General features: G+C 33.6%; 5 protein-coding genes. All 5 read right to left on the reverse strand.

Annotated elements, in window-relative coordinates:
- Positions 1-120 precede the first annotated feature (120 nt).
- The 5 genes from ACFELY_RS04995 to ACFELY_RS05015 all read right to left on the reverse strand — a co-directional run bounded on the left by ACFELY_RS04995 (position 121) and on the right by ACFELY_RS05015 (position 14,177).
- A complete protein-coding gene (locus tag ACFELY_RS04995; protein WP_375333796.1) occupies positions 121-3,369 on the reverse strand; it encodes a type IV secretion system protein in 3,249 nt (1,082 codons plus the stop codon).
- A gap of 196 nt (positions 3,370-3,565) precedes the next feature.
- On the reverse strand, positions 3,566-6,277 hold the full coding sequence (locus ACFELY_RS05000; protein ID WP_375333797.1) for a type IV secretion system protein: 2,712 nt from the start codon (positions 6,275-6,277) through the stop codon (positions 3,566-3,568).
- Between the two features lie 44 nt (positions 6,278-6,321).
- Positions 6,322-9,174, reverse strand: a complete 2,853-nt coding sequence (locus ACFELY_RS05005; RefSeq protein ID WP_375333798.1) for a type IV secretion system protein — start codon at positions 9,172-9,174, stop codon at positions 6,322-6,324.
- Between the two features lie 22 nt (positions 9,175-9,196).
- Complete coding sequence (locus ACFELY_RS05010) at positions 9,197-11,236, reverse strand: type IV secretion system protein (RefSeq protein ID WP_375334143.1); 2,040 nt, start codon at positions 11,234-11,236, stop codon at positions 9,197-9,199.
- On the reverse strand, positions 11,223-14,177 hold the full coding sequence (locus ACFELY_RS05015) for a type IV secretion system protein (protein ID WP_375334144.1): 2,955 nt from the start codon (positions 14,175-14,177) through the stop codon (positions 11,223-11,225). The genes ACFELY_RS05010 and ACFELY_RS05015 overlap by 14 nt, the downstream gene beginning before the upstream one ends.
- Positions 14,178-14,189: the final 12 nt, after the last annotated feature.

Genomic DNA, 14,189 nt, shown 5'->3' on the forward strand with positions numbered 1-14,189 from the left:
GCGTCGCCGCAAAGCGGCTCCTCGCAATGACTCTTAGCGATCAGATTTTTTATCATAATAAAATAGAAAAAAAAATGTAGGGTACTATCGATATATACTCAAATGATCCTATAAATTCATCTAATCTTTTTCATATTTAGACATTTTAGCAGCTAAGCGGTATTGATTAATTCCATCAATATGAGATTTAATTTCCTTTTTAATATGCTCTTTTCTTTCTTCTATTTTTTTCAATACTGCTTCGCTATACTCTAAAGATTGGTTATCACCATTGGCTTGGGCTCTCTCACGCATAATATCATAATGTTCTTGTCTGCGTATATATCTATCCTCATCAATCATTCTTTGCTCAATCTTATGGGCATTGTCAATCATTTCACGAGTTTGAGTATCTGTTGCTTTCTCTCGCATAAATCTTTCCCCCATTAATACTGGACTTTCTCCATCATTTTCACCTTGAGCAAGAGCATTATATACCTGAAAGGAAAGATCTTTGTTGGTTAATTGTTCATAATAATCAATATCTGTTGTTCTACCCTGTAATTCAAGTCTAGCTCGATATTCAGGAGATGAAATATCTTCCTGAACAGCAATAGTCTCTTTATTGATTTTGGTCTTAAGTTTTTGATATTCCAAAGATCGTTGTTCATCCTCAAGTGATTCATTATGGGTTCTAAGTCTTGGATCATTATAATTAAAATCTTCCCACTCAGCCCCAGTCAAGTTACCCTCAAAAGCATCCCGTAAATCTTTACCAACAATAGCAGTCAGAGCTTCCCGCTTTAACCCTTCATAACCAGCATATATTTTCTCCCCTATATTCCTACGTTTTCTATCCCGTAACGCTCTCTTTTCATCAACGCGCTTGTTCATCTCTTGCCAACTTCTGAGAGGGGCTATATTTTTACCAAATAATCCTACTCCTCTTTTTGACATTTCTTGATGCGAGTTCATATAAGCCTGCTGGAAATCTTTGGTAAACTTTACATCACTGGCTAATTCTCGTAAACTCTTACCATCTTTAGTTTTCATTAACTCATTAAGTTGTTTCTTTTGATCTTCATTAAGAGAATCATATTTTTTACCTTCACCAAATTTAAGAGCTGCTAAATGATCTCGAAGTTCTGAATAACTACTGCCAGTAAATTCTTTAACTGGTTCATCAGGTTTAATGGTTTTCATAACCTCGTTAATAGCTCTGTGATAATCACTTTCAGCTTTAACATTAACGTCTTTATAGTCTATACCGTAATTTCTTTTTACTTCACTTAAAACACTCGAATTTACTGATTTGGGGTCAAGTGCCTCTCGTGCTACACCCCCCATCATTTTTTCCTCATACCATATAGCAACAGGCATTGTTATCATTTCAAGTCCTTGATCTACCCTTTTCTTGACAGCACCGAAAGCATAGTTTGTGGGTCTCTCTATTTGTTGCTGAATAGGGGTAAAGGCACTTTGTCCAACTCCTTGTAAATTTGTCAAATTACCTGATGTGCTAGATAAGAATTTAGCACTTGAAACAGCTATATCATTAAATTTACTTAGTAAATAAACACATACAAAAATTAACAATAATCCATCCAGCTGAACAAATTTACCATTAAAAAAGTTGTTAATTCTTGCTAAATCTTTGACTGGATCTAAAAATGGTAACTCAATATATCTATTCTCCTGACATTCATAAGCTGAACATATTCTACCCTCCGGAGAACTACCTTCTGGCGAATTATCTCTTACACGATGATCAACAGGTACTAATATATCAGCTCTTGCTTTACTAAATTGGTTACCTTTCATTGGAGATGGAAACCACCAATAAAATATCGAGTCTCCAAGACTAGTATCTAGGTCTTCATTAATACTACCAAATAGTTCATTTATCGGACCTAAATTTGGGAAGTCATACTTACATACACCAAAACCAAGTGAAGAATATATTTCTGTTCTGATAATCATTGAAATAAATGCTAAACCAGTAAATAATATAATCGGTTGTATAGCATATGATATTAGCTGCCTTAACCAGTTCTCAAACAATGAACGGGTAATACCAAATAACATAAAGCAGATGAATATTGGTGCCATTATGATAATCATCCCAATAATTATCAATGCCGTAAGATATATAACAGTAGCCTTAAATACCATCATGAAGATATAATAAAGAGCTATCAAGAATAGAATTATATATATAAACCCTAATGGATCGACGAACAGTAATGAAAATAATTTTGCCATAGTTTGTGGAGCAATCATCAAGCCTATTATACTCCAAGAACCTGGTCCGGTCGTAGCAGTTTGTTTAATTATTTGTAATATTTGCTCTACCCCTTCTACAAAAAATACAAACAAATAATCATGAAAAAATTGCCAACTAATAGTAGAACTAAGTAAAGTAGATACTATACTAATTTTTACTATTCTAATTATTAGCTCAGTATGGGTGAGATTAACATTGCCAATCAGAAAAGAAAAGCCTGTAAATATAACATACAAAGTTAACAAAGCCGAAACAGATAAACGATATCCTGGTTTTTTAATAATATTCTCGTAAATTTTCCTAACTAACCCATGTTCCTCTCCTTTACCAAATAACTCAACTTTTATTAAATTTACTAAAAAGTCAATAGGATATGGTCTAGTATCATTAACCCCAGATTTAATAACTACACGATACTGACCATTATTATCATCGTAAAACTTATCTAAAATCTTGAAATATAATGGAGATTTATCGTATTGCTTTTTTTTACCTTGATCTTCATCATATTTATAACTTATCCCTCCAGCTTTTACTAATTCACCTCTTTTATTAAGATCATAAAATGTATGACCAACCATAGGCTCACCAAGATGGGCGGTAATTCCTTTTGGTGTACGTTGGGTATCCAATGAAAGATTAGGATTTGTATTACGTTCAGCAATCAATAAATATAGCCCCACTCCATTTTTAAATAAGCATGGTGCATTACTAACTTTAGCATCTTTACTATTAGTACACATCTTACCATCTATAAATTGGCATTCTTGTAATCTTTTACAAAATTCAGATAAAGTATTGGTATTATTTTCTTGGCCATACCATGCACACCAAGCTGATAACTCTGAAGGGCTATTTTTATCTCCTTTAGCAAAATCCCAAGTTTTTACCAAGATAGTCAGTGGTTGACCATTTACATTATATCCAGTATCAACCCAAGGAGCAGATTGATTATCTTGTTGTTGCCCACTTAACTCTTCTTTTTTATATCTTGAAGAAATTACAAATTTTATAAAGCCAAAATCATCTGCATCAATGCACCTATCCCCAGTACACCCTGAAAGGCAAAATATAGAAATTAATAAAATAACAAAAATATTCTTCATTTAGAAAAACCTAGACTTAAATAGTAACTCACCTTACGCATAAACCCCGTGACAATTTAAAAGTTGTAGAAAAGTACAAGCCGTCATTAGCGAGGAGCCGCTTTGCGGCGACGCGGCAATCCATATTATATTAATTTTTATGGATTGCTTCAATGCTACTAAAGTAGCTCCTTGCAATGATGCCAGACTATAGTAATTATTCTGTTTTATTAGATACACCACCTGCTCCATCACCGTCTGAATCATGTCTTGAGGCAAATATTTTGCCTGTATATTCTTTTTTATTTTCAGAGTCCTCTCTACCCTTTGCTCTATAATTTTGATCGATTACCTTGTCTTTAAATATTCTCGCTGGGGCAAGAGCTACATCCTTAATAGGTTTTGCTACAGTTCCCATATCCTGCATAATAGATTTTGTAGGATTATCAGGCTCTTGGAAATTCCCCTCCCGCCTTGCAGGTTGTACATTAGTCAATAGGACAACCACTTTAGTAACATAATCCACAAGCCCATGAGCCATTAGGCAATAAGCATAGAATAACAAACAACTGGTAAATATTACCAAAAATGTACCTGTAGAATTTAATAAATCGTTTAAATCATTAATTTCTGCAACTGATGGACTAAAAAAAGGTATCCCAGGTAAAAATGGCAAACTAAAAGAAAAATTAATTGGTATATCTATATGTGTTAAATCTAAACCTATAGCTATTGGTAAGAATCCTGGATTCCAACATGCTCTAACTACAATTTTTAAAAGTTGATCCGACATAACTTGATCTATTAATAAAAAGAATATTAATAATATGCTTGGTTGCATCATATAACTAAATAAAGTAGATAGCCAGTTATCAAAGATACTTTTCGTTTTTTCAAATAGTACCAAGATTATAAAGAATGGTGCTAAAGATATCATCACTGAAAGACCAATATACGCTATAACGTAACCTATGATGACTTCCAAAATAGCTCTGAAGTAAAGTATAAGAGAATAAATAGTTATGATAGCAACAATAGTAAGACCATTATGGATTTGTAATAGCTGTATAAATAGTAATAACCAAAATCGACCATTGGTATATTTGTCAAATATTGGATCAATAAAACCGAAAATATTAGACTTAGAACTAGTGAGTCCTGATACATTGCTCATTATATAGTCAGTACCCTCAATAAAGGCACTAAATAAATAATCATTAAAAAAGCTCCAACTATTCTCTCCTATTAGGATTACTATTAAAGTTATTTTGATAATTCTCGTTAATAAGTCCTTAGCAGTTATTTGGGTAGCACCCGCTAAAAAGGTTAACGCATATATCATTACGTAGAGAATTAATGCCGATTTGATGATTCGTTGTAATGTTACGTTTTTAGTTAGTTTAGTATAGAAATGCCAAGTACAATTATGAAAACTATCAGTAATAGGTTTAACGGCTCCTTTATATACGATATCTGAAAACCAAGTACCCCCAGTGTAATTAGCATAATTTACACTAATTTCTCCCATTACCTCTTTATTAGGGTTCTTGACTCTAACCCATAAATAACCATCTTTTTCAGCATCAATTGAAAAATCTTGGGCAATTTGTGTACCCACGGTTGATTCGGTTGGCGTTCCACCATCGTTCGTTATAATATATTCAATTTCTATGTTTTTTTGTTGTGCATCACTAATAACCTTATCACCGTTACCTATTTCCACAACCATAATGTAGCGTCCAAAATGTAAGAAACTAGCACTCAAATCTACATTGGAGCTATTAATATAAGAATTAAGCTCATTAAGATTAGTAAAACTAGTCCAATCGCTCATTAGGGGTTTGTCTAAAGCAGTAAACATACCTTGAATTAACCAGCTAGTTGAAAAATTTAAATCCCCGGCAATATCAGATTTATAATATAAGAAATTCTTTTTTAAAAATTTAGAATATACAAAACTTTCTGCTTCTCTCTTTACGATCTGATTACTTACTAATATCCTCATCCCTCTCCCTTGATCATAGAAGCACACGGGGGTGTTGTTCTTATCATTGGCAGAATCAGGACAAGCTGTAATACCTAAGTTACTCATATTTTGTATAGAGGCTTGAGTTAATGGCTTACCAACTAATATTAGCTTATCTAATATCTTATACTTGGTATTTGTCCCAGTACCACTACACTCTATGCTCTTTCTTGAGGGATCAATAGAATCACACAATCTTTCTACAGTTGAATATAGTATTTTATTATCAAGGTTACTATTGGTATAAAGTGACGGGACTGCCAATATATTATTATCAAGTTCTTTATTTACCAAATCCTTATCAGTAGCTGCACTAAAAAACTCTCCTGCTGCTGCAAGAGTTATGTTTATTACATCACCTTTTTCCACACAAATCTTTTGTCTATTTTTAGCAAAATTAAAATAGTCTACATAATTTTGTATTTTATTAAATGCTAAAGTTGCATAATCTTTCGTTTGGTCAGTTGACTTAAATCCTGGAAAATCACTAGCTTCATACTTATTAGTTAAATAATTAAAAGTTTTAATAAATATTTGAGGTTTATTGAACCTTGGATCTATACGGTAAATCACCAAATATTTTCTTGGATTACTTACAGCTCCCCTAGTACTCCATTCAAACTTAATTGCTCTATCTTTTTTAACGTAGTTACCGGTAGAATTCCATGTATTGGGTTTTGCCAGGTCTAAAGAAATTCTGCCTTCTTGCATACCATTAAATTTTGGTACTTCTAGGCATGATGAAAATAAAGCACTAAGCCCTCCTAAAGTCGCATTCATCCAATCATATTTACTATCATCGGCTTTGGCAGGATGGAAGGCTAAGAGAACTACTAAGGCAATAAATATTTGCCCCTTAAATAGTAAATCTACCAATAAAATTAGATACTTAAAATTTCTCATCCTATTCACTTAATTAATTGGGATTCGTATTAGAAATACTTTCACTATTCCCCCTTCTTACCACCACTACTACTTGGATTTTGATCCTTATCTTTTCCATCCTTGGTATCAATTTTTGATCTAGCTTTATTACCCTTATCAAGAGCTTTATTCCTATCTTTTAATCTTTTACTAGCATCTTGCTTGATTGCCTCTCTTCCTTGTTTGTCTAAACCAACTTTTTTCAAAGCTCCTTGCTCCATTGCCGATGACATATTTTGCCCCATAGAGGTAGCAGAAGGTCCAGCAGTACTAGTCAATTTTGCCACCATTTGCCCAGAAAATTCAACATAACCATACATTCCATAGGAAATGATGATTAAGGCAATATAATGTTGCATATTCAAACCCATCATCCCAGAACGAGGATCCATCCCCCAAGGTGCAAACCAATTGATACAAAAAATCTCTAAATTAGAGAAAATCGCAGGAAGACCTGGAATAGCAGGAAATGGAATTTTTATAGGTAAAGCACATTTCCAACATACACTATAACCAGTTGTAAAATCCAAGTAAATTGTAAACAACTGAGTAAGTATAATAATTCCTGCCATTAAGATTACCGGTTCTATCATATATCTAAAAGTAAATCGCACCCAATTATCAAATAAATATCTAGTAAAATCAAATAGCATAAATGTAAGAAATAGTGGAGCTATGCCGATTAATAAAGCTGTTGCCATAAATGCCATAATATAAACTGCTACCGCCCGAAGAACGGTAATGATTACTATAATTACACTAATAAATAGTATAACAAAATAAATCAGTCCACTAAGGCCCATTGATAATAAAGATAGCACTTGACCAGCAAAAGTTTTACTAAATAATATTTTGCTCATTAATGCATCCAGGAACATAAAGGGATTTGACACCTTATCCGTAGATGAAAACATACTATAACCACTCATATTAGAGATTATCCCATCTGAAAAATTAGTGATAAAATCAAATATATATTCATTAAAAAATCTAAAAGTACTCTCATTCATTAATCCACTAACTATGGCAATTTTTGCTATCCTAATTACCAAATCCTGTTGATTGATTTTAACCATACCTAGTAAAAACATTGCCCCATATAACATAACGTAAAGAATTAACACTGCTTTTATATAGTTAAAAAAGTTACTACAAGTAGTAGTTCCACCACCATAGCAAGTCATGTTCTTAAAAATTGTTACCGCAGCATCCTTGATTTTTCCTTTTAACAACTCAAATAAAGGATTTAGAACATTAAAAGTAAAGCTACCCACCTTTTGTGATGTACGAAATTCTACTTTGTACCTACCATAACTTTCTTTATAATCCTCTTTTGCATTGTAAATTCTCATCCATAAATATCCAGTATCATTCGCCGTAATTTTTGCATTACCATCGGCATCTTTCACTTGAATATTAGTAGTGCTATAAATTGTACTAGTTTTATTAGGATTTTCACCATATGGCATTATTAAATACTGTACTCTACCTCGATTCTCTATAACATCATCAAAACTATTACCATTACTTCTTCGACATTTAGTTTGCTTAATATTTAACACATAACCACCAGTATTTTGGCTATAGTCAGAATATTTTGACCAAAAACGATATTGTAAATAGCTTTTTGCTGTAGCGGTTATAATATCGTTAAAAATAATTTGATATTTACTATTAACCACCTTACTATCATTTCCTGAATCATTCTCCTTGTCTTTATCATTTATTTTAGCAAATGCATAGCCTGTTCCTGGAGATTTAGATGGAGTCCCACTATTATCGATTCTGTATAATAGACCTGTTGGAGCAGTATACCAAAAACGCTTTTGACTTTTTTGGTATGTATCACTAGTTATTCTATCAACATCCTTTGTATCATAATTACCTGGGTCAGGGCAGGTATTCGTTGGAACATTATCCGTATAAGTACAGCTCAATCCTGCATTAAAATACAATTCATTTAACTTATCAGACCAAGGAAAAGTATAACTATCATCTTCTTTATATAATTCCGGAGCAGTTTTATATATATTTACATATGCACCCATTTTTTCACATTTTTTTGGACAACAATTTGAATCAAAAGCACATGTGAAAGGATCGCATCCTATACATGCTGGATGACAACGACTAGTTTGTTTGTTATAATAGCTATCACGCCACTGACAATTATCAACATACTCCCCATAATATATTGAATATCTACCACATAATGGACTGTATTTTCTCTTTCCTTCTGAGCAATCTGCTGTTTCTATAAAATTTTTAGATTCACCATCTTGCTTAACAAACTTAAAGATATTTTTTACACTAACATTAACCATATCTGGCAATTTTTTTTGATCCGGCAAAATTGATATTTCAACCTTATCATTAACAAATAATTCAGCTATATTTTGCCATTCATCAGTTTTAGCATCAAAAATTAAAGATAACGGTTCCACATTAGTTTCTTCAACCCTAGGAATGGCAATTCTGTTACCATTACTATCCAAATCTGAAAGTTGTTGGATATTATTTGGGGGAATATAAGCCCTGCAGAGACTTATATTCCCTTTTATTGAAAACTGAATCTCCTGCCCATTTGTAACAGCTAGGTTAGTACTTAACCATTCTCCGTAATGCTTAGGATCATACTTAGTATTGAGCGAACCATCTGGGTTTGTTTCAGTAATAACAGTATAGTTTCCTGTTGCGTTAAGCATTACTGTATTAGTAATATAATCGGTATTACCACCCTGTGTGTCATCATATCTCATAAGACAACCATTAGTAATTTTTACTGATCCTATCATCGCAAGCACTACCATAACAAGGCTAACCAATAAAGCAATTAGACCTAGTAACATTATAAGTTTTGATAAATTTCCTTTCATATGATAATATCCAAGTTAACCATTACCCAGCACCACCAGGACTCATACCACCACCGCCACCACCTGCACCCATATCGCTACCACCGCCACCCATACCACCACTACTAGAATCTTTTGCTTCTTCCCCTCCTTTCCTTGGTTTTTCTGCAGGATTTTTTTCGGGTACTTTTCCGCTTGATTTTTCTGAAGCATCGGCAATAAAGTCTATCCCTTTTTTAACCATGTCAACTATCTTAGTAGGACTGGCTGTTACAGAATCCATGATCGGACCTCCAGTAAGCTCAGCTGCAAACTGACTAATTGATTTTGAGAAATAATAAAAAATAATTGAGAAAACTAGTACATATAGTAAATCTATCATCAATGAGAAAATATCCGTCACAATTGATTTAATTGGGAAAAAACTTAAAAGATGCTTTTCCCAACCTACTCCTGAATAATAGTGTAATAATTTATATCCAGCACTATTTCTACAATCTTCAGGCTTATCTATTGGCAATCTAAGCTCAAAAGTACTAAGCTGAACCTCATTATGTACATAATCATGCCTCATAAACTGACAATTTTTGTATATTGCCGAATCGTACATAGTAAGCAGCAAGGCAATAAAACCAGCTACTACTGCAGGTTGCAATGCACAAGATATACAAATTTTTAGCCATGCGTCAAAATATGCTTTGGTTCTGGTAAATAAAGCCATAGGAATAAATATAGGAGAAATATAGGTCATGACATATATGGTAACTAAACATACTAGGTAATGGGTTAAAAAATATAAAATTATTGAGATGAATATTACAGAAAATATTAACCCAGATACTACTATTATAATATTACCAGCTAATAAAAAGCCAAATAATACAGTAAAAAATCTGAATGCCCCTACCTTACCCAAATCATCCGGAGCTTCACTACCAGGTTTTTTAAAATCTTCAATAGCAGTACCTTTATTGCTATTGTTGTCCGACACAGTACTAGGAACGTCATTTAAAATAGCTTCTGTATTATAGATTAACCCCATACCCAAATAATAAGCTATCCGACAATCAACAGCATCCCAAAGGGCATAAAAACTATAACCATTTTTATATTTCTTAGCATCAAATTCACATAGCCCTCTAGAACCACCAGAATTAAAAACTATTTGGGCAAATTGTGGAGTAAGTTCAGTAAGTAACGGTAAACCATACTGCAACATCCCATTGTCAGTAGTTTCTTTACCACCCTTAAAATAAGCTGGTCCAATACCTGTAGCAAAATAAGCCACCATTATTAGTTTCATAACAAAAGTTGCTATTTTATCTAAATTACCATATTCCTTGCTTAGAATCATATTAACAGCAAAAAACATAACATATAATATTAACGCTGCCCTAATAGATACTTTCAAAGATTCTTGAAAGGTTGAGAATGGATTAAGGGCAATCAAACTAACTTTATCATTTTTTGGGTTACAGTTACTATAACGGAAAAAAACTTTATCCAGAGTTTCCTTCATGCAATCTACAGCTAACCCAGAAAAATTAAATAATGACTGACTTCTGGTAGTACCCATATAACAAGTTTTGCCTATATTCCGACATTGTTCATCTGGCGGCAATGGCGGAGCTGGTGTGGTAGTATTCTTACAAGCCAATGGCAATGGTCCTTTTGAAGTAGACATGACCAGGCACAATAAGCGTCTATCAACAATTTTTACTGTCAGAATAATATCCTTCAACAAACTGTTTCCACCTAAATCAGGATTATCAGCACTTAACTCACCGAGAGTCTTAGAGTCATTTAAGTTAAGAGTAATAACTGTACATTCTTTAGGACTCCCTTTTTTATTTTTTAGACAAAATTTAAATCTTGCATCACTTGGATCGCAAGCATCAGGAGCAAGAGGGTTGGTCATATCAATACTATACATAATATGACCGTAAGCAGTACTTTTCTTTAAATAATCATCGGTTCCAAATGAGACTGATGGACACAGCTCTCCATAACCAGCAAAAACCTCAACTGCAAAAAATATTAAGCAAAATTGTATAAAAATTTGTATGGCTTTATGAATTTTCATCAGAGCCATCTTTTTTTACTTTTGCATTAGCACTATCAGCTGTAACTTGTCTAGCTGCTCTATTTTTAATAGATTTTGCTTTGAAATCTTTAAATGCCTGTTCCTCTAATTTAGCATTTCTATCTTTTATTTCACGATTTCTTATTTCTTGTTTAACGTAACCAGTATCTCCAGGTTTTAAGGTGTGATTCTCCATTTCTTTCGAAGTTTTAGGAACTAATCCATATGATTTTTTTTCTTTTGCTTTGTTTGGCGTTTTTCCTAATTCTTGTTTATTTGTAGCTACCTGTGATGATTTGTTAATAGTATCGTCTGTTTCTACCATTTTAGTAGTTGGAGGTATAATAAGTTCACTATTATTCTCCAAACTAACTCTTGATTCCTTTGAAGATCCTGCTGTACTTGAAGACCCTCCTTCAGTTACACCATCTGTAGTAGCTTCTGTGATATGACGAATTGGTAGAGAAGCACCACTACTACCTAAAGACTTAATCGTTCCTCCTACTGTTCCAGCAGCTCCAGAGGAACCGCCAGTGCTTACGGTATCTCCTCCCGCTGCTCCAGTCGCTCCAGCAGAACCACCGGTGCTTACAGTATCTCCTGCTGATTCACCGCCAGTAGCTGCACTATCTCCGGCCAATCCATCACTTCCTCCTCCTTTTCCTCCCATCATATCCTTAGCTCCAGTACCCCCACCAGCTCCAGCTGCTTTATCTCCTGCCATGTTTCCAGCTGCTCCAATAGCAGCCATACCAGCTTTAAATATTGCTTGCGGATGAATGGCAACACTACTAAGTGCCACACCCTCAGTCATATCAGCTGCAAATTCTGCCAATTGAGCACTAAGATGATACATTAAATACAAAGTAAAGCAGGCAGTAATTAACGCTAACACAATATCTTTAATTTTTTCAAAAATTAATTTTGGTGATACAAAGAACATACCGGGCCCCATAACAATACCCTGCAGAAACTGGAATTTAGATAAATAACTATCTGTACTACTACTTCCTGGCTTTTCTTTAAGCATCTCATTTAGGTTATCTTTAGCAAAATCAACAACTGTTGCAAGTGGATTATTAAGCATATAACCTAGGCTATTCTTACAGCTTTTAACATCTTCTTCTTTATAATTACTCCAATCATTATTAACAAAAAATATTTTCACAGCTCTTTTTCCGTCGCCACCACTTTCTATACTATTGTTTATGGTTTTACTTGTATATTTACAGTGACCATAAAAACCAACATCGTAAACCGAAAACATCATAATCATAAAGGTCACCACCACCATAGGCTGTAACAAAAATGATATTAGCAATTTTACCCACGATTCAAAGTAACCTCGTGTATATTCAAATAAAAACATTGGTACGAAAAGAGGTGCTAAAACACCCAATATTACTATAGATATCATGCACATCACTGTAGCATTCACCATAAATGCTCCAACAGAAATCACTAATAAAGGATAAGAAAGTGCTAAAGATACAAGAGTCATGTTACCTGAAATAATAGCAGGAATCAGTAAATATACATAAGGTGGGGCTGAGAAACTAAAGAAGTCAAAACTCTTGAAATCATGATTTCTATATTGATTTTCTACCATCATCGTTGATAGTATATCTAATCCCAAATAATGACTTACTCGACAATCTAATGCATCCCATAATGGCAGATAAGAAAGACTTTTATCGCTATAATCTTCAGGGTTAAATTTACACAAATCTGATGGGGCAGAATTCATAACCCAACCACCAAGCGTATCTATTCCTCCTAATAACAAAGGAAAAGCCCATTGCACCATACCATCTAGTCGATTATAGTCAGAACCACTATTGGGAGTAATATTTATACCTACAGAGAAATAGGTTACAAATAACATTTTTAATATAAAATTAATTATTTCATTTTTAGGTGGAATTTCACTAGAAAGTATGATTTTAAAACCAAAGAAAATTACATATATAGTTAATAAAGCAGTGACAGTTCTGTGCATATTACGCTGGAATTGAAATAATACACTACTCTCCCTTTTACTAGAATTAACCACTTTATTAACATCATCAAATGTACAAACATCTTTACTAATCAGTAATCTTGCGGTCATTTCTTTAATACATTCGATTAATGGAGCAGAGATAACTATAGCTGTCTTAGAATTATTATAAGCCCTTTGGTAACAACTAGAGGCTGATAAACCACAATCAACTATTGCCATTGGATCAGTAGCAGTTTTGTTAGAACCATTTTGAGAATTATCACTAAGATTCATAAAAGACGCATATATAGATTCAGGTTGGGGTTCTCTAATATACTTACAACCAACCGGCACCCAATCTGCCAATATAGTAGGAGCAGCCACACACATAGTATCCTTTTGCCTTACTACTTTAAAAACAACTGGCAAAAGCACGTCTAACATTACACCGGTATCACCATCTTTTTGATCCTTATAAATAACATGAAATTCGCCCTTATTATCTTTCCAAGCATCCATAATATCATGCCATGGATCAGAACCGGTTAATACGGCTTTAGCAATAGCAATGGCAGAATTACCTATTGCCTTTACCCTAGAAGTTTGTAGCTTAATATTATTGCAGAATGCAAAGGTTAATTTGGGATCGTTTGGATCAATTTTATTATTTCTTGCACACTGCCCCCCAGGGTAATCTCCATCAAATAATTCATGATCATTTATTTTAAGACGCAGCATCGTATTAGCATAAACCCCTGGCGAGATTATATTCGCAGTAGCAAAGGAAAAAAACGACCCTGGTATACAAGTGTGAGAAAATTCTGTACGTAATAAGTCACCCACACCCCCAGTTTCACAGGTCAAACTTGAAAGAGTATCAATTATAGTACCTAAAGCATCTTTTTCTTCTGCATAACTATTATGGATAGCAGTAATATTGAGTATACTACATAAGATCATTATCCTACCAAA

Source organism: Candidatus Tisiphia endosymbiont of Xenochironomus xenolabis, assembly GCF_964264705.1.
Lineage (GTDB): Bacteria > Pseudomonadota > Alphaproteobacteria > Rickettsiales > Rickettsiaceae > Tisiphia.

What these genes read in the sequence shown, in the direction of transcription:
- ACFELY_RS04995 (WP_375333796.1), bottom strand. Translation starts at nt 3,369, where the DNA reads ATGAAGAATATTTTTGTTATTTTATTAATTTCTATATTTTGCCTTTCA.
- ACFELY_RS05000 (WP_375333797.1), bottom strand. Translation starts at nt 6,277, where the DNA reads ATGAGAAATTTTAAGTATCTAATTTTATTGGTAGATTTACTATTTAAG.
- ACFELY_RS05005 (WP_375333798.1), bottom strand. Translation starts at nt 9,174, where the DNA reads ATGAAAGGAAATTTATCAAAACTTATAATGTTACTAGGTCTAATTGCT.
- ACFELY_RS05010 (WP_375334143.1), bottom strand. Translation starts at nt 11,236, where the DNA reads ATGAAAATTCATAAAGCCATACAAATTTTTATACAATTTTGCTTAATA.
- ACFELY_RS05015 (WP_375334144.1), bottom strand. Translation starts at nt 14,177, where the DNA reads ATGATCTTATGTAGTATACTCAATATTACTGCTATCCATAATAGTTAT.